The following is a 19948-nucleotide window of genomic DNA, read 5'->3' on the forward strand; positions in this document are numbered from 1 at the left end:
ATGGGCCGCAAAGGCGTTGGTCCCTCCGGTTCCTTTGCGGCCTCGTGCCCGCGCTTCCGGGACGGCCTGTTGTGATTTCCGTTACAACTTCTTCAGCTCCGTTTCGAGTTTGCCGAGATATTCGCCGAGCATGTCCGGCGTGATGTCGCCCATGTGTCCGATGCGGATGACCTGCCTGCGGCCCGCTTCCTCCAGGGCCGCGTTGAGCTTTCCGTAGCCCGGGTCCATGAGGTAGCCCTCGCCCCGGAGCGCTTCCTTCACGCCCTGCTTGAGCTGGGCCACGGTGACCCCTTCGGGACAGACCACGGTGGACACGGTGGGCGAGCGGTAGCCCTCGGGCGCGAACATGTCGAACCCGTCCAGGCCTTCCACCCACTTCTCGACCATGCCGCGCATCTCGATGTGGCGGGCGAAGCGGGCGGCGATGCCCTCATTGTTGACGATGTAGTCGAGCTGCACGCACATCTGGTTGGCCAGGGCGCAGTTGGGCGTGGTCAGGGTCTGGTGCTTGCGCGCCAGGACCAGGTGCTTGGAGATGTCGTGGTGGTGGCCCTTGTTCTGCACCCGGGCGGCCTTTTCCTCGGCCTCCTTGCTGATGAAGCCGATGCCGAACCCGGCGTTCAGGGCCAGGGCCTTCTGGGTGGCCGTGGAGTACATGGCGGCCCCGGAGTTCTTGAGGTCCAGGTCTGCGCCGCCGAAGATGGACACGCCGTCCACCAGGGGCATGGCGCCGTTCTCGCGGATCAGTTCGCAGACGGCCTTCATGTCGTTGACCACGCCGGTGGAAGTCTCGTTGTGGGTGAAGGATACCACGTCCGGGCGCATTTCCTTGAGCTTGGCGTCCAGAATGTCCATGTCGATGGGCTGGCCGTAGTCGAACTTGAGGTTTTCGGCCTTTTTCCCGTTGGACTCGGCCAGGGTGTAGTACATGTCGCCGAACGCTCCCACCGACACGTTCAGGATGGATTCGTCGTCGGCCACGAGGGAGCGCACCGAGGCCTCCATGCCGGTGGAGCCGGAGCCCAGGAACAGGACGGCCTCGTAGTCGTCGTCTGCCCCGGCCAGCTTCTTGAGGTTCTCGAAGATGGGACCGAAGCGCAGCTCGTTTTCGCTGTCGCGGTGGCCGAACTCGGGCAGGGCGGCGGCCTGCCTGACCTCTTGGCGGATGTATGTGGGGCCGGTGATGAAGAGCTTCAACGGTGCAAAATTCTGTATGCTCATTATGCGTTCCTTTCCGGGTGTGTTGAAGGGAGGGGGATGCCCAGCCGATAATGGATAATGTCCCCGTTCATATAACGAAGGCGCGCGGGTTGTCCAGAAAGGGGCTGCCCTTCAGGAGCTGTGACGCGTCATTCCGGGCCTGTTCTTCCGACGTCTATTTCCGAGCGGAAAACTCCAAAAACGTCAAGCGTCTTTAAGGGGCATGACTGTTTTGGAATGAAGTGGAACAAAAATGATGAAAGGTATGTTGTGCGTGATATAAATAGGAATATTGCCAGCAGTGTGTCTGGAGTGACTCATCAGTCAATGTGAGTGAATAGCAGTAACAACGTAAAACGTCCGTTTGGAAAACATAACAACGGTTAATATAAGATCATTTTATTGTAATTGACCGGTTTTATGTATTTTGATGTGTACATGATGCAGTAATTGTGGCAGTGTGCATCGAACTGAAACTCCTACGCATGAACCGGCATAGTACGAGGTTGGAAGGGTTGCCGCTCACGAGGGAAGGTGTCGCTCAACTGTCTGGAGAGCGGTGGCTTGCCTCAAACAAGGAGGTTTCGTCGATATGACGACCGCGCTTCTCGTACTGATTGCTGTCATGTGGATTCCCGTGGCCCTGCTGAACATCGGCAAGGGCGAACCCAAAGGAACCGGTGCCGTGTCCGCCCTGGTCGGTGTCATTGTGGTCTTTGGGGCGATCCTGCAGGCCGCCGTGTTCGGAGACGCCTTCACTGCAGGGCTGCTTTTCGCCCATGGCATCCTCTACTGCTGCGTGGGCTACGCCCTGCTGACCGGCCTGGAAGACCTGCGTTCGGTGGGTAACGTCAGCCTGACCGTGGCCCTCATCTCCGCCATTTACGCTCTCTGTTTCTACTACGGCGGTCCTGTCATGCCCGACGGCACTCGTCTCGTGGCTCCGAGCATGTACCTGGCCATGGCCTGCGTTGGCTACACCGTGCTGACCCTGGAAGTCTGGATGGCTTTCTACGGTAAACTCAACCCCGGCGTTGTGGCCTGGTCCCTGCTCATCTGGGTCCCGATCGGGCTGTGGATTCCCGCCTTTTACCTGATGACCGCCGGCACCCTGCCTTTCTAATCGGGCGTCGACAGGCACAGACCGCACACAAAAGGGCGCTCCGACCGGGGAGCGCCCTTTCCTTATATCGTGAAGAGATGAGGAGAATGGTTGAAAACAACTATTCTCGTTTTATTTCAATGCATTGAGAACGGTCTGTTTTAATGCGCCTCGGCCCAGTTCCTGCCTACGCCCATGTCCACCTTGAGGGGGACGTCGAGCTTGGCTGCCTGCTGCATGATCTCTACCAGCCTCGCGCCTGCCTGTTCGATATTCGCCTCCGGGGCCTCGATGATCAGTTCATCGTGCACCTGGAGCAGAAGCCGCGCGCCGAGAGCCTTCAACTCCTTGTCGCCGTAGGCGGCCACCATGGCCATCTTGATGATGTCGGCGGCGGTGCCCTGGATGACCGTGTTCACGGCCTGGCGGCGTGCCTCGCTGGCCTGCATGTTGTTGCGCGAGTGCAGCTCGGGCAGCAGGCGACGGCGTCCGGCCAGGGTGGTCACGAAGCCGTCGGTTTCGGCGTCCTTGATGATGGAGTCGTAGTATCCCTTGAGGGTTGCGAGCTTTTCGAAATAGCGCTCGGTGAATTCCTTGGCCTCGTTCTGGGTGATCTTCAGCTCGCGGGCCAGCTTTTGTACGCCCATGCCGTAGATCAGACCGAAGTTGATGGTCTTGGCGTTGCGCCGCTCGTCCGGGGTAATCGCGTCCACGGACTTGTCGGCCAGCAGGGCGGCGGTCCGGGAGTGGATGTCTTCATTGTTGCGGAAGGCGTCCAGCAGGGCCGGGTCTTTGGAAAAGTGGGCGAGCACGCGCAGCTCGATCTGCGAGTAGTCGGCGGCGGCCAGGCTGTTGCCCGGCGCGGCGGTGAAGCAGGCGCGCATGCGCGGGCCATACTTGCCCCGGATGGGAATGTTCTGGAGGTTGGGCTTCGAGCTGGAGAGGCGTCCGGTGGCTGTGGCCAGCTGGTTGAAGCTGGTGTGCAGGCGCGAATCCTCGTCCACCAGCTTGGGTAGGGGCTCCAGGTAGGTGGAGCGCAGCTTTTCCAGCATGCGGTATTCGAGAATATCCTCCACAATGGGGTGAGCGCCGCGGATTTTCTCCAGCACCGGGTTGGCGGTGGAGCGCATGCCGGTGGCGGTTTTGATCCCCGCCTGGATGCCCAGGGTGTCGAACAGGACCACGGCCAGTTGTTGGCTGGAGCGGATGTTGAACTCTTCACCGGCGTGGCCGATTATGGAGCGGGTCAGTTCGGCCAGTTGGTCGGAAACGTCGTCCAGGAAGTCGCTGAACGCGCCCAGGTCGATGGTGATGCCCGCCTTCTCCATGGACACCAGTACCGGGATGAGCGGGATCTCCAGGTCGCGCATGAGCGGTCCGAGGTGGGCGGTCCGCACCTGGCCCTGAATGCCTTGCATGTAGGCCAGCGCGGCCAGTCCCTGGGACTGCCGGTGAAGATTTTGCGCGGCTTCGGCAAATTCGGGCCGGGCGTCCTGGTACAGGGAGAGGCGCAGGCGCGGCCAGACGTAGTTTCTCATCTCCGGGTCGAGGAGGTAGGCGGCCAGGCTGAGGTCGAACCATTGGGAAGAAAGAATATGGCCCCAGGCGTCGTCCGCCCGGAGCAGTTCCTGCACAGACGGCGTGGCGATGACCGAGGCGTGTTCCAGAGCACGGATCAGGGCCGGGAGCGGCCCGGTGTAGCGATATTCCTTGCCCTCGAGCCCGAGGAAGAGGGTGTCGTCCTCGAACACGAGCCCCACGTCTTCGCCCGCTAGGGAAGGCAGGGTTGTGACGTCCGTCGTCTCGACGACTTTGAACTCATTCTCCTCGTCGAGTTCCGCCTGGGGAGCTCCGAACAGGGAATACTGTCCGCCGTCTGCGGCCGCCATGGGAGCGGCCTTTTTCTCGGCGGGTCTGGGTACCATGCGCTCGAGCCCCTTGAGCTCGTATTCCTCCAGAAAGGCGAGCAGCTTGTCGCGCTCGGGGTCGCGCAGGGCAAAGGTGTTCACCGGCTCGTCGCAGCAGTCGGGCTTCATGCGGGTCAGTTGTCGGTAGAGAAAGATGTTGTCCAGCTCGGGCTCGATCTTGGCCTGGAGCTTCTCGGGCAGCCGGGTGTAGTTGGCGCGGAGGTCCTCCAGGGTGGGGCCGGTCTCGTCGAAGATCTTGCGGGCCGTGACCGGGCCGACCTTGGGGATGCCGGGGATGTTGTCCGCCGAGTCGCCGATAACGGCCTGGAAGTCCGGCCAGGTGGCGGGCTCCATGCCCTCGGCTTCGCGGAAGCTCTCCAGGGTGTGGATGGTCTCGTTGCGGCCGTTCTGGCTGACCATGACCACATCCCGGTCCAGGCACTGCTTGAGGTCCTTGTCCGAGGCCAGGATGATTACCGGGCGGTCTGCCTTGTACCGGGCGGCCAGGGAGCAGATGCAGTCGTCCGCCTCGACTCCCTCGGAGACCAGGAGCTTGACGCCGAGCAGTTCCACGCCGCGCCTGACCGGCTCGATCTGTTCGGCCAGGGCCTCGGGCATGGCGGGGCGCTGGGCCTTGTACTGGTCGTAGGCGGCGTGGCGAAAGGTGGGGCCCTTGCCGTCCATGACGAATGCCACGTGGCTGGGCTGCTCGTCCCGGATGAGGTTCATGAGCACGCGCAGCACCGTGTTGATGGCGTTGGTCGGGAAGCCATCGGAGCGCGACAGCCCGGCTCGGGCGTAAAAGGCCCGGTAGAGCAGGGCCGTTCCGTCAATGAGGTAGACGGGTTCCTTGTCGAAATTGAGGCGTTCTTTGAGAGACATTCTGCTCGGGGTCGTAGGTTGTTATTGGTGGCAGGGAATCTACGCTGGCCGGTGAAAAAAGGCAATCGTCCGGGAAAATAGGCGGACGGCCCGTTCCGCGCCGCGAAACGGGCTTGGGCGGCGTTGCAGCCGGGAGTACCCTGTTTCCTGTGCTTTCTGGATCAGATGCGCCTGATGGTCTTTTTTCGGCCCTGGCCCAGCCGTTTGAGCATGAAGATTTCCGGGTCTTCGTCGCCCAGCTCCTTGAGTTCGACCTCGGCCCGCGCCGCTTCCTTGTGGCCGCCCGCGCTGCCCAGCCCGTTCATGAGCTTCTGGGCCATGGAGCCCATGTCGCGCCTGAGGCCGTCGCCCCGGAAGATGCAAACGAGCTTGTCGTCGGCAGTGCCCGAGACCACTACCCAGGGCACGTTGTGGACCCGGGTGAAGAAGTCGGCCACGATGACCAGGATGTCCGGGTTCTCCACCTTGCCGCAGTGGGCGAAAAGGCCCTGGCCGATGCGCCGGAGATTGTAGAAGGCGCGTGAGAAATAGCGCATCCAGTCCAGGTGGAATTCGCTGCGGCTGATGCGGTTCATCAGCTTGGAGTCCGCGAACTTGGAAAGGTACTTGAAGGCGGCCATGTCCGCGTCGATGAACTTGCGCTCGAAGGTGCGCGTGTCGCAGCGGATGCCGTACATGAGGGCCGTGGCCAGAAGTTTGGCCGGACGGATCTTCATGTTGTAGAGATATTCGGTCATCATGGTGCAGACCGCGCCGTACTTGGGCCGGATGTCCACGAAATCCGCCTGGACGAGGTTCTCCTGGTCCAGGGGATGATGATCGATGACCACCGAAAATTCAAAGTTCTTGAACTCCGGATTGTGGTGCGGCTGGGAATCCACCAGGGCGAACTTATCGAACTGGGCCGCCAGGTTGGGGATCAGTTTCTGGGTCGGTATCCGGCAATAGCGGATCATGGACAGGTTGTCCGGCCGCTTGATCTCGTTGATCTGCGCGATGGCCGCGTTATTCACCTTGCGGGCCATGATCCGACGGAGCGCCAGTGCCGAACCCAGGGCGTCCGGGTCGGCGTTGATGAGGATGAGCCAGTTGTCTTCTTTGCTGAAGAGGGAGAGCAACTGCTCCACCTGTTCGTCCAGCTGTCTGAAAAGTGCCACAAACTATCCCTGTTTCAGGATTAACGGTAGTCCTGCGGCCACCAGGAACGCCTGATTGGCCGCTTTGGCCACGCCCTGATTGAGCGCGCCCAGACTCCGTATGAACGCACGGACTCCGCTCCCTCCGGGCAGCGGTCCAAGCCCGGCCTCACATGAGACCAGTATCAGGTCCGTGTTCCCCCAGTCCCCCAGGACTTCAAGCAATTCCCGGACCTTGTCCTCTTCGTCTCCTGCCTCTCGGCAGGCGAAGAGCCAGTAGTCCAGGGAATCCACCAACACGGACGGAAACGACAATTTAGCCTGCTTGAGCGCTTGAGGCAACCCCCCGCCCACCTCCATGACCTCCAGGCCGGGGCCCCGGCTTTGGCGGTGAAGCCGGATTTGCTCTCGAAATTCCATGTCCCGGGCCTTGCCTGTGGCGATAAACAGCCCCGGCCCATCGCATTGCGCCAACAATTGGAGCGCAAAGTCGGATTTGCCGGATTTGTTGCCGCCGAGAACAAGCGTGATCATTTTTTACCATTCCATTGGTTCAGGTGTTCCGCCAACAGGTCCACGGACAGGGCCAGGGCCCGGTCGTCGAACACTTCCAGGGTGACGGCGTCTCCCTTGAACGCGGCGAGCATGGCGCGCAGGAGAGTCCACCCTTCCGGGTCAAGGCAGGCCAGGCCCAGGTGCTTACCACCCGGACCGGGCGCGTATACGTGAAGCATGCGAACCGTGTCCCACAGCCCGTCCAGTTCGAGCACCGGATGCTGGCCATAGGCCAGGATGTGTCCCAGGTCCAGACAGGTGGAGTATCCTCCCTCCCGGGCCTCGGGCCAGAGAGCCGCCAGGTCGCTCTCCTCCACGTTCTCCAGCAACACGTCCGCCGGGTCGATCCCGGCCTCGCGGAATCTGGCCGCCAGCGGGACCAGCATGTCGGGCTCCGTGGGCGGATGGAGCACCCAGCAGCGCGGCGACAGGTAGCTCGCCTTTGCGACGAGTCCGGCCAACTTGGACCAGGCCGCGTCCAGCCCGTCCCGCCACGGCAGGTCGAGCGGCATGTGGACGTGCCACGAAACCGGCAGCTTGGCAAGGTCCGGGGGCAGGTCGTCCCCGGTGTAGGCCAGGCAGGACTCGGTCTCGAAGAAGAGCAGTCCGATCTCTTCGTACCGCTCGGCAAGGTGACGACTGTTCTCGGCCACTCCGGCGGGAATGACAAAGGAGGGCGCGGCCACAGTGAACGGGAAACGGTCTGTCCGGGTTTTTCGGACAGGTGTGTCGGTTTTGTGTCTGCCGAGAGCAGAATTTGCCCTCTTGCCGTCAGGGCTCTTGCGTGAATTGCCGGTCATTGTTGGATAACGTTTCGCAGGCATGGGGTTTGCAGCCTTCAGGTCAAAGCAAAACCGTCGTGAGGCTATTGTTATGAAGACTTTTCGAGATTATTGCCAACACAGGCTCAACCCGCTGCATGTATTCTGTCGGCTGCGGTGTCTGGGCGTCCCCAGGGTCGCTGCCCGGGGAGTCTGCCTGGTGTACGAGCGGAGCCTGTACCGCATGTTTTTCTAGGGAACCATGTTGTTAAGTCCCTACGGAAAAAATCAGAAACTGAAGCCGCCGTTCGGCGGCGATGGTTTTTTGATTTCGCCTCCGGCGGGCAAGGGGTTGAGCCCCTTGCATCCCCTTTTTCGCACCTACGGTGCGGGACGAGCATACAAGCTCTTTTTTACCCTTCAAGGAAACGAGTAATTACCCCTCTTGCGGGTCGGCGTTTCCGATCCCCTTCTTTTTCAGGACGGCTTTTTAATCGAGCAGTCCGAGCTGTTTTTCCCTGGTCACCTTTTTCGCCGCGAGCGTGGACCGCGTCACCAGCTCCTCCGGGATCTCCCGCAGGTAGCGTGACGGCGGCAGCGTAAGGGTTTTGCCGTAGAGCTGGCGCTTGTCGGCGCGGCTGATGTACAGGTTGCGCTTGGCGCGGGTCATGCCCACGTACATGAGGCGGCGCTCCTCCGGGAAACGCTGGCCCCGGCCCGGGGTCAGGGTGATGTCCGCCGTGAGCAGCGACATGCCGGCAAACGGCAGGATGCCCTCTTCGCAGGCGGGCAGGAACACGGCGTCGAACTCCAGCCCCTTGGACGCGTGCAGGGTCATGATCTGGACCTTTTCCGCGGAGCGGCGGACCAGCTCCAGCTCGGTCTGGAGGGAGACCCAGTTGATCAGCGACTGCCAGCCTCCGCGCTGGTCGAAGGCTCGCTTCAGCTCCTTGAACTGGCGGCTCTCCCAGAAGAACTGGTCGAAGGGCGGGGTCTCGGCCAGGTAGGCGGCCAGCCCCACGGGGCCCTTGGCCAGAATATGCTCGGGCACGTCGATGAAATTTTCCTCGTTATCCGGGTCCGCGTCCAGGGTCATGCCCAGGAAGCGCTGGGCCGTGCGCAGGATGTCGGCCACGCGCGGCTCCTGCCAGAAGCCGTCCAGCTCCGGCGTGGAGCAGGGGATGCCTGCACGTTTGAGGGCCTTCTCCAGGATGGGAATGAGGGCCTTGAACCGGACCAGCACCGCGATGTCGCCGGGAGCCAGGTCGCCGTGGCCTTCGGCGTCGGAGATGGAGTGGGAAGTGGCGCCGATGAGTCCCTTGATCTTGTCGCTGATCCAGTTGGCCTCGCGGAGTCCGTCCGGGGCCTCGAAAAAGTGAATAGTGGCGTCGATATTCCGGTTGGCGCTCAACCTGGGCTCGAAGGGGAAGAGCGCGGCCGAGCCGTCGAGAATCTTCTGGCCCGAGCGGTAGTTCTCGCCCAGGGTGACGGTCTCCATATCCTCCCATATTTCGGCAAGGCGGTCGGCCACGTCGCCCACTGCGCCCCGGAAGCCGTAAATGGACTGCTTGGGGTCGCCGATGCAGAAGAGTCCCCGGCCCGATTCCCCTGCAATGCCCCGGATCACGGCCAGTTGCAGGGGGGTGAGATCCTGCACTTCGTCCACGAGCACGTGGCGGTAGGGCATCTTGAAGGTGGGCGCGCCGGACTGTTCGAGCATGAATTCCAGCAGGTCGGTGTAGTCCACCAGGTCCCAGTGGTTCTTCTGGTTGCCGTAGTTGATGTGCGCCTCGGCCAGGGCGTCGGGCACGTCGGCCAGTTGCTCGCGGCCCAGGTTGTAGGTGTTCCACCAGTGGTCGAGGTTTTTGCCGCACAGCTCGGGATTGACGTCCGCGAAAAGTTTTTTTGCCGCCGCCTCGGGCAGGACGATGGGCGTCTCGTTGTAGGCGTGCTTCCAGTAGTCGAAGCAGAGAGAGTGCAGCGTGCCCGCCTGGGGCAGGTCGGTGCCCTCGCCGCGCACGGCCTTCATCCTGTCGCGCAGCTCCTGAGCGGCCCTGCGGGTGAAGGTCAGGGCCAGAATCCGCCTGGGGACCTCGCCCTCGTCGATGAGCCGCGTCACCCGGCCCATGAGCGTCTGGGTCTTGCCCGTGCCCGGCCCTGCCAGGACCAGTACGGGGCCGGGGCCCGCGTTGATGGCGGCCTGCTGGGCAGCGTTGTAGGTGAGCGGCTTTTCCTCCTCCCTGGGCGGCGCGATGGAGGGGCAGGCGACGACCGCCTCCCTGCTGCCCGGCTCCTTGCGCTGGGGCCGGGGGATCTCCACCAGAGTGGCTCCGTTGATGATCTGGGAGCGCTCGCGGTCGTTGAAGACTCTGATCCTGCCGAACTCGCCGTCAAAGCCCGGCTTGCGGATGACGTTGCCCTCGCGCATGCGGGTCATGGCCTCGCCCAGGTAGCAGGAGTGCCGGTTGAGGTCTTCCACCGGGGCGCGCTGGAGGATGTCCAGCTCGCTGCCGAAGGCGCGGATGAGCTTCATGTACAGGAGGTTGACCTTCTTGGAGGCCGGGCCCACGCCGAGTACCTCGGACAGGACCTCCTTGAGCGGGATCAGCGAGACGAAATTGGCGGCTCCGGCAGGCTTGACCGGCTCGCGGCGGTCGGCCAGCTCCAGTACGCGGTTGTACACTCCCACGGTGACCGGCTTGCCGCAGACCGGGCAGATGCCGCCCCGGGCCAGGGTCTCGTGGGGGTCCATTACCACGCCGCACTTGCGGTGGCCGTCCATGTGGTACTTGCCCTCCTCGGGGAAGAACTCCACGGTGCCGAGAAATTTGTGCCCCAGTCCCTCGCCGCGCAGGGCCCGGTAGATGCCCTCGTAGGACATGTCCCCACGGAAGAAGTTGGCCTCGCGACCGAGCTTCTCGCCGGAGTGGGCGTCGGAGTTGGAAATAAGCTTGATGCGGTCCAGTTCGCTCCAGGTCCAGTTCATCTCCGGGTCCGAGGAGAGGCCGGTTTCCATGGCGAAGATCTCCTGGGAGTAGTCGCCGTAGCACTCCTTGATGGAGTCGAAGCCCGACTTGGAGCCGAAGAGCGAGAACCACGGAGTCCAGATGTGCGCGGGCACCAGAAAGGCCTGGGGATGGCACTCCAGGACCATGTCCAGGAGGTCGCGCGAGTCCAGGCCGAGGATGGGGCGGCCGTCCGAGGCCAGGTTGCCCACCTGGCCGAGCTTTTCGTTGAACCGGTACACTGCGTCCAGATCGGGCATGAATACCAGGTTGTGGACCTTGCGCACCTTTCCGCCGCGTTTGTAGATGGAACTGATTTCGGTCTGGAGCATGAAGCGCGTGCGCCCGGGAACCGGGCCGTCGTAGGTGGGAATTTCCCGCTCCAGGCCGGTGTCGTCCCGCAGCACGAACAGGCCGCTGCCGTTGTCTTCGAGCTGCTCCTCGATCTCCGCCAGCCACTCGGGGTGGGTGAAATCTCCCGTCCCCAGCACGTTGAGCCCCTTGATGGCGGCCCAGGCGGCCAGATTGCGGATGGTCAGGTTTTTGCTGGTGGCCCTGGAGAAACGTGAGTGGATGTGAAGGTCTGCGGTAAATCGTTCCATAGCCGGAACAGTAAAGGCATACCGGCATTATTGCAACCCGCAACCCCGGTCAAGACGGGACAGAAAGACGTTGACGCACTGTTTTGTTGCACATACAACCACTGCCATGGCAATAGACAAGTTGAATCCGAGGGAGTCGCTGGGGTTTCTGGCCTGGAAAGTGGCCAGGTTGATTGCCGGCGACCTGACCGCCCGGTTCACCGAAGCGGGAGTTTCCGTTTCGGTTGAGCAGTGGCGTGCGCTCATTCCCGTGTACAAGGTGGACGGCCTGACCCAAGGCCGCCTGTGTGAAATCCTTTCCCAGGAAAAGACCGGCGTCAGCCGTCTGGTTGCGGCGCTGGAGAAGCGCGGGCTGCTCGTGCGGGTGGCCGATGAACACGACCGGCGGGTCAAACATCTTTTCATCACCGACGAGGGACGCAGGCTCATTGAGGCCACGGCGGACCTGGCCATCGAGAACCGCCTGGAAGTGGAAAAGGATATCGACCCGGAGGATCTGGCCGTGTGCAAGCGCGTCCTCTGGGATATCATCAAGCCGACACTGGAAATCGAAAACTGCTGTAGTGAAAAAGTCTAACCGGAAAACGGGTACATCCATGAAAGCATGTTTGCGTGTCACATTGTTGCTGCTGGCGGTCCTGGCGTTCGCCGCGTCCGCATCGGCCCAGGGCGGGGACCGGCCGCCGTCTCCCGTGGTGGTCGCCAAGGTCACATCCGGCGACATGGCGCCCCAGTCCGAGTTTATCGGCACAGTCTATTTCACGGAAATTTCCAACGTGGCATCGGAGGTCACGGGCAAGGTCACCGAAATTCTGGTCAAGGACGGCCAGCGGGTGAAGCAGGGCGACGTCATGGTCGTGCTATCCTCCTCCATGCTGGACAAGTCCATTCGCAATGCGCGGGCCCTTGCCCAACAGGCCAAGGCGGCGTTCGAGTCCGCCAAGCTGGAGCACCAGCGCGTGGCCGCCCTGTTCAAGACGCGGTCCGTGGCCGAGGGCGAGTTCGACTCCAAGCGCCTCACCGCCGACGGCCTCCAGTATCAGTACGAGGCCAAGCAGGCCACCGTGGACCGGTTGCTGGAGGAAGCGGCCAAGAAGAAGATCCGCGCTCCCTACGACGGTGTGGTCATCGACGTCAAAGCCAACCGCGGCGAGTGGATGTCCATCGGTTCCGTGGTGGCAGTCACCGCCCGCGATGACGAGTTCGAGGTGGTGGTCAACGCGCCCAAGGAGGCGTTCGGCGTGGTCAAGCCCGGCCTGAAGGTGGGGCTGAAAGTGGCCGGTTCCGAGCTGCCCGGCGAGGTCTTTGCCGTGGTGCCCAAGGGCGACGTGGCCACCCGCACCTTCCCGGTCAAGATCCGGGTGGAAAACAATGGCTCGCTTGCCCAGGGCATGGAAGCCCGCGTGGTCCTGCCCAAGGGATTGGGCGGCAATACCCTGATCGTGCCCCGCGACGCGGTGATCAGCGCGCGCGGCCAGCAGGTTGTCTGGGCCGTGCTCGACGGCAAGGCCGTGCCCATGCCGGTCTACGTGGTCGGCTTCCGGGGCCTCTCTGCCGGGGTCAAGTCCAAGAAGCTCCAGGAGGGCATGGACATCGTGGTCAAGGGCAACGAACGGCTGCGGCCGGGCCAGGCCGTGGCGCCCCAGCCCCTCAAGCAGTAGGCGGGAACACATGGATATCGTCAAAGCTTCCATCGACAAGCCCGTGGCCGTGCTGGTGGGCGTGATCCTGGTGGTCCTGTTCGGCGGCATCGCCCTGGCCACGCTGCCCTATCAGCTTTCCCCCAACGTGACCGAGCCGGTCATCACCGTGTCGACCACCTGGCAGGGCGCGACCCCCTACGAGATCGAGCGGGACATCGTGGAGGAGCAGGAGAAGGTGCTTAAGGGTATCCCCGGTCTCATCGAGATGGATTCCTCCAGCTACAACTCCCTGGCCGAGCTTTCCCTGAAGTTCGAGATCGGCACGGACGTGGACTCCGCGTTGCTGCGCGTCTCCAACAAGCTGGACGAGGTTCCGGAATATCCGGACAGCGCCAAGCGTCCCGTGGTCTCGGCCACGGGTGCGTCCACCTCGCCGGTCATCTGGCTGATCCTCAAGACCCTGCCGGGCAACGAGCGGGAGGTACAGACCTACCGCACCTATTTCGAAAACGAGGTCCGTCAGTACCTGGAGCGCGTCAAGGGCGTGGCAGACCTCTTCGTGGGCGGCGGGCGCGAGGAGGAGATGCAGATCATCCTCGACCCGGTCAAGCTGGCCGCCTACAACATGACCATCCCCGAGCTGGTCTCCATCCTCAAGGCGGAAAACGTCTCCATCTCCGCCGGTTCACTGGGCGTGGGCCGTCGCGACTACCGCATCCGCACGCCAGCCGAGTTCAAGTCCCCGGAGGACATCGAGTCCGTGGTCCTGTCCTCGTCCGGCGAGTACCGCTTCACCCTGGCCGACGTGGCCGAGGTCCGGCGCGGCTATGAAAAGGCCACCGTGGCCATGCTCCACAACAGCGAGGAGGCCATGGCCATCGGCATCAAGCCGGAGTCGGGCACCAACGTGCTGGAGATGACCGACGCGGTGGAAAAGGTGGTGGACGGCCTCAACGCGGACAAGCTCAAGGACGAGGGCGTCACCCTGGACTGGGTGTACGACCAGCGCCCCTACATCGAGGGCGCCATCGACCTGGTCAAGCAGAACATCATCATCGGCTCCATCCTGGCCATCGTGGTCCTGTTCGTGTTCCTGCAATCCTTTTCCTCGACCATCATCGTGGCCGTGGCCATTCCCATATCCATCGTGGGCGCATTCATCATGTTCGCGGCGGCGGGGCGGTCGCTCAACGTCGTGTCCATGGCGGGCATCTCGTTCGCGGTGGGCATGCTTGTGGATAACGCCATCGTCGTGCTGGAGAACATCGACCGGCATAGGCGCATGGGCAAGAAGGCCATGGCCGCCGCCTATGACGGGGCCAGCGAGGTCTGGGGCGCGGTGCTCGCCTCGACCCTGACCACCGTGGCCGTGTTTCTGCCCGTGGTCTTCATGGAGCAGGAGGCCGGGCAGCTTTTCAAGGATATCGCCATCGCGGTCACCTGCGCCATCTCCCTGTCGCTCTTCGTCTCGGTGCTGGTCATTCCCATGCTCGCCAAGCAGTTCTACGGCATCGCCGAGAGGCGCGGCGGCGGAGAAGGGGACGGCGGCCCGCGCAAACCCGCCTCCCTGTCCCTGGCCAAGCGGGCCATGCTCCCGCTGACCGCTCTGGGCGGCAGGCTTTCCGACGGCATCATGTCCCTGCTGGACAAGGCCATCTCCCGGCCCTCCAGCCGCATCGTCACCGTGGTCTCCCTGACCCTGGCCTCGGTGCTGATGGTCTGGTCCTTCTTCCCCAAGATGGAGTACCTGCCGCAGGGTAACCGCAACCTGGTCATCAACATCCTGATCCCGCCGCCGGGCCTGTCCTATGCGGAACGGCTCGACATCGGACGCTACGTCTTCGACCAGGCCGCGCCCAACATGGACACGTCCGTGGACGGCCTGCCCGGCATCAAGGACATTTTCTACGTCTCGGCCCCGACCATCAACCTGTTCGGCGCCATCTCCAACGACGAGCAACGGGCGGGCGAGCTGACCCCGTTCTTCTCGCGCATCCTCAACTCCATCCCCGGCATGTTCGGCGTCTCCATCCAGGCGTCCATCTTCGAGCAGGGGCTGGGCAAGGGCCGCGTCATCGACGTGGATATCTCCGGCGCCAGCCTGGAGCATATCGTGGCCGCCGCCGGAACCATGTTCGGTATGGCCATGCAGGAAATACCCGGCTCTCAGGTCCGCCCGGTGCCTTCCCTGGAGCTCCTCTATCCAGAGGTGCGCTTCCTGCCTGATCGCGATCGCGTCCGGGCCGCGGGCCTCTCCACAGAGGATCTGGGAACGGCCATCGACGTCATCCTGGACGGCCGCGACATCGGCGACTTCAAGGAGGAGGGCAAGAAGAAGATCGACCTGGTGCTCAAGGGCTCCAACAAGGACGTGACCACGCCCGAGGAGCTGGACTCCTCGCTCATCGCCGTGCCCCAGGGCTGGGCCGTGCCGGTCTCTTCCCTGGCGCGCATTCAACGCACCAACTCCATGAACCAGATTCGCCACCTTGAGCGGCAGCGGACCATCTCGCTTCAGGTGACGCCGCCGGCGACCATGCCGTTGCAGCAGGCCATGGAGACCATCCAGAACAAGCTGGTGCCCGCAGTGCGCGGGATGGGGCTGCTGGACGGGCTTACGGTGCGCCTCTCTGGCGCGGCGGACAAGCTGACCGTGACCCGCGAGGCGTTGCAGTGGAACTTCCTTCTGGCCCTGGTCATCACCTATCTGCTCATGTCCGCACTGTTTGGTAACTTCCTTTACCCGTTGATCATTCTCTTCACCGTGCCCCTGGCCGGGGCGGGCGGATTTCTCGGCCTCAAGCTGGAGAACTGGTTCATCGCGCCCCAGCCGCTGGATATCCTGACCATGCTCGGGTTCGTCATCCTCATCGGCGTGGTCGTGAACAACGCCATTCTCATCGTCCACCAGTCCCTGGGCAATATTCGCGAGCACGGCATGGAGCACAAGGAGGCTGTTCTGGAGGCCACGCGGACCAGGCTGCGGCCCATCTACATGTCCGCCGCCACCTCGGTCTTCGGCATGCTGCCCCTGGCCGTGGCTCCCGGCCCCGGCTCCGAGCTTTATCGTGGTCTGGGCGCGGTGGTCCTGGGCGGCCTGGCCCTGTCCACGGTGTTTACGGTCTTCGTCATCCCGGCACTGCTGATGTTTTTCATCGGCATGGAGAAGCAGGGTGGTGGCACGGAGTAGCAATTCGTCAGGATACGACGCGACGCATAATGAAACGGCGCACGCCATAATGGCGTGCGCCGTTTCTTGTTTTTTCGGTCGGGTGCTATTCTGCGCGGGTGGGATGATCCAGGACCCGCTCCACGGCGTCCCGGATTTTGGACTTGAGTTCGTAATCCGAGAGTCGGTTGGACAGGACGATCGATCCCTGCTGCACGTAATGGGCGGGGATGAGGTTGAGGCTCAGGGCGTAGATGTCCTGAATGTCGAGGGGCTCGAAGATGTAGTCCTCGTAGTATTCATCAAGTATTTCCGGAATCAGCTTGGCCACCTTGCGCTCGTTGCGGTTGGCGATCTTGCTGACGTCCACACCCTTGATCTCCAGCTTGGGCTTCGACATGTCCGTTTCCCTCCGGCGGGTTTTCTGCGTGGGGTCGATGTGGAAAGGATAACCCGTTTTGGGTCTGAAACGCAATGCAATCCGGTGGATAACGGGGATGTCCCGTAATTCCGTTTTTTGTGACGGTTTCGGGAAATGCGGTGGTCCGGGTTGACAGCCCTGTATTGCGGGCATACTCCTATAATATGAGAATGAAATCTATTATCGATAACAAGGGGGGCGACCATGACCATGAAGCGAGTAATCTGGGCCATTCTGGCCCTTGTCGTGTTCGTGGCGGGGCTCGCCGTTACCGGACACGCGCAACAGGAGGGTGTCATGACTGAAGATGCCAAGCTGGAAGTGGCCACCCTGGCGGGCGGATGCTTCTGGTGCGTTGAATCGGACATGGAAAAGCTCCCCGGCGTGGTCCGGGCCATATCCGGTTATGCCGGCGGCAAGGCCGAGACCGCCACTTACGAACAGGTTTCCGGCGGCAATACCAAGCACCGGGAGGCCGTGCAGGTCTTCTTCGACCCCGCCGTAGTCAGCTACGCCGAGGTGCTGGACCACTTCTGGAAGCACTTCGATCCCACTGACGAGGGCGGTTCCTTCGGAGACCGGGGGGCTCAGTATACGTCGGCCATCTTCTACCACAATGAAAAGCAACGCGAGATAGCCGAGGCTTCGGCCAAGGCCCTGGATGAGTCCGGCCGCCTGGGCAAGCCGGTGGTCACGTCCATTCTGGAGTTCACCAGCTTTTACCCGGCGGAGGAGTATCATCAGGACTACTACAAGAAGAATCCGGCGCGCTACAAGACCTACCGCTACTTCTCGGGCCGCGACCGGTACGTGAAGGACACCTGGGGCGACGAGGCCAAGCCCAAGGCGCGCAAGGCCACGCCCGAGCCTGACGCCAAGCGCTTCGTCAAGCCCGACGAGGCCGCGCTCAAGGCCAGTCTTACGCCCATGCAGTTCGACGTGACCCAGAACGAGGCCACTGAACCGCCGTTCAAGAACGAGTTCTGGGACAACAAGCGTGAGGGCATCTATGTGGATGTGGTCTCCGGCGAGCCGCTCTTCTCCTCCACGGACAAGTTCAAGTCCGGCACGGGCTGGCCGAGTTTCACCCGGCCCCTGGTGTCCGGCAACATCGTGGAGAAGAAGGACCGCAAGCTCTTCTTCGTCCGCACCGAGGTCCGCAGCAAGGCGGCGGATTCCCATCTGGGCCACGTCTTTGACGACGGCCCCGAGCCCACGGGCCTGCGCTATTGCATCAATTCGGCCGCCCTGAGGTTCGTGCCCAGAGAGGACCTGGCAAAGGAAGGCTACGGCGAGTTCATCAAGTTGTTTGAGTAACCCTTGAAAGTAACGCATTGCCGGGGGAATCCGTCCGCAGGGCGGGTTCCCCTTTCATTTGCGGAACCAAGCCGGAATTCTAAGCCCCTTGGCAATTAGGCGGGAGTAGGCTAATTGCCGACTGAACCATGCGTGCATTCCTGCTGACTTTTCTTTTCACGGCGTTGCTGCCGCTCGTCGCCCTGGCCGGGGCGGACGATTACCGCTATCCCTTTGGCAATCCCCTTCAGGCAACCGTGTACGGCACGCCCCCGGACCTCATATATGACACAAAGGGCGAAGTGCCGCTCAAGATCCGCTCCATTCAGATCAAGGGGCGGACCATCCCGGACATCTTTTCGCATGACAGCGAGATGTTCTACTCAACCGCGCTGCACGACGGCCCGGCTCCGCTGGTCTTCGTCATCGCCGGGACAGGGGCCGAGCACAAGTCCGCCAAGATGGTTTTCCTGACCCGCGCCCTGTACCTGGCCGGGTTTCATGTTGTGGCGCTCTCCTCGCCCACGCACATGAACTTTCTGGTCAGCGTGTCGGAGCACGGCGCGGCAGGATACGTGCCCTTTGACGTGGACGACCTCTACCGGGTCATGTGCTGGATAAAAGATGACCTGGCCGGGGAGGTCGAGGTCACGGACTACCGTGTCACCGGCTACAGCCTCGGGGCGCTGCACGCCGCTTTTCTCGCCCGCAAGGACAGCGAACTCGGTGACTTCCATTTCAGCAAGGCATTGCTGATCAACCCGCCCGTGAGCCTCTATCACTCGGTACGGCGGCTGGATTCCTGGCTTGATCCGGAGACTCTCGGCGGCAAGCAGCCCAGAGAAGAAATCCAGCGGATCATCAATATCTTTTCCAACTACTACAAGTCGCAGGAAATCACCGACCTGGATGACGACTTCCTCTACAACATGGTCACCCGGACGGATCTCGACGGCACGGACCTGCGGGTGCTCATCGGCACGGACTTCCGGGCCTCGTCGTCGTCCATGATCTTCGCCTCCGACGTCTGTCTCCGGGCCGAGTACCTGGTGCCGCCGGGGGCCTACCCGCTCAAGACGGGCACGCCGCTCATGCGTTTTGCCGAGGCCGCCTTCGACATCAGCTTCGAAGACTACATGGACGAGTACCTGCTGCCCTATGTCAGGCACCTGGAGCCGGACGTGGACCGCTATGAATTCATTCAGCGGTGCAGCCTCTACGCCATCCGCAGCTATCTGGCCGAGACCGACAAGATCGAGCTCCTGGGCAACCGTGACGACGTTATCCTCAACGAGAACGACATCCGCTTCATCGAGTCAGTCTTTGGCGGGCGGGCGAGCCTCTATCCCACGGGCGGCCACTGCGGGAACATGATGTACCCCCATTTCGTCAAGCGGATGCTCGCCATGCTCGACGCTCCGGCCGGGCAGGAGGGGACGCCATGACCCGGTTCGTCTCTCTTCTTCGTCTGGTTCTGATCTGTGCGCTGCTCCCGACCCTGTGGGCGTGTGGTGCGGCGCGCACCGACCATGTCATGCCGGAGCCGGTCCCCTCCCTGACGGAAACGGGCTTCAAGGCTCCGGTGAAACGCTACGGCACCGAGGGCGACGATTCGCTTGATTTCCTCAAGGTCTACGACCCGTGGGAGCCGTTGAACCGGAACATCTACGTGTTCAACGCCCTGTTCGACAACTACCTGATGCTCCCGGCTACGCGCACCTACGAGTTCATCCTGCCGCAACCCGTGCGTACCGGGGTCAAAAACGTCATCAGCAACGCCAACGAGGTGCCGACCCTGATCAACTGTCTGTTGCAGGGCAAGCTGACCAAGAGCGCCATCACCACCTCCCGCCTGCTTATCAACACCACCTTCGGCCTGCTGGGCGTGTTCGATCCGGCCTCGGGCGCGGAGAACCTCCAGCGGCAGGATGAGGACGTGGGCCAGACACTCGGCGTCTGGGGCATGGGCGCGGGGCCGTACTTCGTCATGCCGTTCATGGGCCCGTCCAATGTGCGGGACACGCTCGGCTTCGGCGGGGACACCCTGCTGGTGTATCTTCAGATGATGTATGTCTACGACAAGCTGGGGGTGAGCGATTTCCGATCGGTGGCCTACACCGAGCTGGTGGTCCGTCTGCTGAACAAGCGGTCCAACATTAAGTTCACCTACTACGAGACCGGGTCTCCCTTCGAATACGAACTGGTGCGGTTTATCTACACGAAGAAGCGCGAACTGGACATCGAACGGTAAGCGTCCGGCAAGTGGCGG

14 protein-coding genes are annotated in these 19948 nt (G+C 62.4%); 7 read left to right on the forward strand and 7 right to left on the reverse strand.

Annotation, left to right across the window (positions count from 1 at the left end):
* Positions 1–81: 81 nt before the first annotated feature.
* Positions 82–1221: a pyridoxal-phosphate-dependent aminotransferase family protein gene (locus GM415_RS08440; RefSeq protein ID WP_158947377.1), complete on the reverse strand. Its 1140-nt coding sequence runs from the start codon at positions 1219–1221 to the stop codon at positions 82–84.
* 571 nt (positions 1222–1792) lie between these two features.
* Here GM415_RS08440 and GM415_RS08445 point away from each other — a divergent pair.
* Positions 1793–2323 (forward strand): AmiS/UreI family transporter, encoded by a 531-nt coding sequence (locus GM415_RS08445; protein WP_158947378.1) that lies wholly within the window; start codon positions 1793–1795, stop codon positions 2321–2323.
* 140 nt (positions 2324–2463) lie between these two features.
* On the opposite strand, the gene polA is transcribed toward GM415_RS08445, so the two are convergent.
* From polA to GM415_RS08470, 5 genes are all read right to left on the reverse strand, one after another.
* Positions 2464–5091 (reverse strand): DNA polymerase I, encoded by a 2628-nt coding sequence (polA, locus tag GM415_RS08450; protein WP_158947379.1) that lies wholly within the window; start codon positions 5089–5091, stop codon positions 2464–2466.
* 161 nt (positions 5092–5252) lie between these two features.
* Positions 5253–6248, reverse strand: a complete 996-nt coding sequence (locus GM415_RS08455; RefSeq protein ID WP_158947380.1) for a DHH family phosphoesterase — start codon at positions 6246–6248, stop codon at positions 5253–5255.
* 3 nt (positions 6249–6251) lie between these two features.
* A complete protein-coding gene (locus GM415_RS08460) occupies positions 6252–6761 on the reverse strand; it encodes a bifunctional adenosylcobinamide kinase/adenosylcobinamide-phosphate guanylyltransferase (RefSeq protein ID WP_158947381.1) in 510 nt (169 codons plus the stop codon).
* Entirely contained in the window at positions 6758–7582 is an 825-nt protein-coding gene (gene cbiR / locus GM415_RS08465) for a cobamide remodeling phosphodiesterase CbiR (RefSeq protein WP_158947382.1), read from the reverse strand. The genes GM415_RS08460 and cbiR overlap by 4 nt, the downstream gene beginning before the upstream one ends.
* 451 nt (positions 7583–8033) lie before the next feature.
* Positions 8034–11150, reverse strand: a complete 3117-nt coding sequence (locus tag GM415_RS08470; protein ID WP_158947383.1) for a UvrD-helicase domain-containing protein — start codon at positions 11148–11150, stop codon at positions 8034–8036.
* A 106-nt stretch (positions 11151–11256) separates the two neighbouring features.
* Here GM415_RS08470 and GM415_RS08475 point away from each other — a divergent pair, with 106 nt between their 5' ends.
* Genes GM415_RS08475 through GM415_RS08485 form a run of 3 tightly spaced genes read left to right on the forward strand, consistent with a single transcriptional unit; the run spans position 11257 to position 15983 of the window.
* A complete protein-coding gene (locus GM415_RS08475) occupies positions 11257–11727 on the forward strand; it encodes a MarR family winged helix-turn-helix transcriptional regulator (RefSeq protein WP_158947384.1) in 471 nt (156 codons plus the stop codon).
* A 19-nt stretch (positions 11728–11746) separates the two neighbouring features.
* Positions 11747–12811, forward strand: a complete 1065-nt coding sequence (locus GM415_RS08480; protein ID WP_158947385.1) for an efflux RND transporter periplasmic adaptor subunit — start codon at positions 11747–11749, stop codon at positions 12809–12811.
* A 10-nt stretch (positions 12812–12821) separates the two neighbouring features.
* Positions 12822–15983: an efflux RND transporter permease subunit gene (locus GM415_RS08485; protein WP_158947386.1), complete on the forward strand. Its 3162-nt coding sequence runs from the start codon at positions 12822–12824 to the stop codon at positions 15981–15983.
* An 85-nt stretch (positions 15984–16068) separates the two neighbouring features.
* Here GM415_RS08485 and GM415_RS08490 read toward each other — a convergent pair whose 3' ends face one another.
* Positions 16069–16362, reverse strand: a complete 294-nt coding sequence (locus tag GM415_RS08490; protein WP_158947387.1) for a late competence development ComFB family protein — start codon at positions 16360–16362, stop codon at positions 16069–16071.
* Positions 16363–16587: 225 nt separating this feature from the next.
* On the opposite strand from GM415_RS08490, the gene msrB reads away from it, so the two are divergent.
* The 3 genes from msrB to GM415_RS08505 all read left to right on the forward strand — a co-directional run bounded on the left by msrB (position 16588) and on the right by GM415_RS08505 (position 19930).
* A complete protein-coding gene (msrB, locus tag GM415_RS08495; RefSeq protein WP_158947388.1) occupies positions 16588–17700 on the forward strand; it encodes a peptide-methionine (R)-S-oxide reductase MsrB in 1113 nt (370 codons plus the stop codon).
* A 128-nt stretch (positions 17701–17828) separates the two neighbouring features.
* Positions 17829–19124, forward strand: coding sequence for an alpha/beta hydrolase (locus tag GM415_RS08500; protein WP_158947389.1), 1296 nt, complete (start codon positions 17829–17831; stop codon positions 19122–19124).
* Entirely contained in the window at positions 19121–19930 is an 810-nt protein-coding gene (locus GM415_RS08505; protein ID WP_242012417.1) for an MlaA family lipoprotein, read from the forward strand. Before GM415_RS08500 ends, GM415_RS08505 begins: the two co-directional genes overlap by 4 nt.
* The last annotated feature ends 18 nt before the right edge of the window (positions 19931–19948 follow it).

The sequence above is a fragment of the Pseudodesulfovibrio cashew genome (assembly GCF_009762795.1).
GTDB classification, from domain to species: Bacteria; Desulfobacterota; Desulfovibrionia; order Desulfovibrionales; family Desulfovibrionaceae; genus Pseudodesulfovibrio; species Pseudodesulfovibrio cashew.

Excerpts from the sequence above, each read along its gene's own strand:
- polA (WP_158947379.1), bottom strand. The coding sequence starts at position 5,091 with ATGTCTCTCAAAGAACGCCTCAATTTCGACAAGGAACCCGTCTACCTC.
- cbiR (WP_158947382.1), bottom strand. The coding sequence starts at position 7,582 with ATGACCGGCAATTCACGCAAGAGCCCTGACGGCAAGAGGGCAAATTCT.
- GM415_RS08505 (WP_242012417.1), top strand. The coding sequence starts at position 19,121 with ATGACCCGGTTCGTCTCTCTTCTTCGTCTGGTTCTGATCTGTGCGCTG.
- GM415_RS08480 (WP_158947385.1), top strand. The coding sequence starts at position 11,747 with ATGAAAGCATGTTTGCGTGTCACATTGTTGCTGCTGGCGGTCCTGGCG.
- GM415_RS08490 (WP_158947387.1), bottom strand. The coding sequence starts at position 16,362 with ATGTCGAAGCCCAAGCTGGAGATCAAGGGTGTGGACGTCAGCAAGATC.
- GM415_RS08460 (WP_158947381.1), bottom strand. The coding sequence starts at position 6,761 with ATGATCACGCTTGTTCTCGGCGGCAACAAATCCGGCAAATCCGACTTT.
- GM415_RS08440 (WP_158947377.1), bottom strand. The coding sequence starts at position 1,221 with ATGAGCATACAGAATTTTGCACCGTTGAAGCTCTTCATCACCGGCCCC.
- GM415_RS08485 (WP_158947386.1), top strand. The coding sequence starts at position 12,822 with ATGGATATCGTCAAAGCTTCCATCGACAAGCCCGTGGCCGTGCTGGTG.
- GM415_RS08500 (WP_158947389.1), top strand. The coding sequence starts at position 17,829 with ATGCGTGCATTCCTGCTGACTTTTCTTTTCACGGCGTTGCTGCCGCTC.
- msrB (WP_158947388.1), top strand. The coding sequence starts at position 16,588 with ATGACCATGAAGCGAGTAATCTGGGCCATTCTGGCCCTTGTCGTGTTC.
- GM415_RS08475 (WP_158947384.1), top strand. The coding sequence starts at position 11,257 with ATGGCAATAGACAAGTTGAATCCGAGGGAGTCGCTGGGGTTTCTGGCC.
- GM415_RS08445 (WP_158947378.1), top strand. The coding sequence starts at position 1,793 with ATGACGACCGCGCTTCTCGTACTGATTGCTGTCATGTGGATTCCCGTG.
- GM415_RS08470 (WP_158947383.1), bottom strand. The coding sequence starts at position 11,150 with ATGGAACGATTTACCGCAGACCTTCACATCCACTCACGTTTCTCCAGG.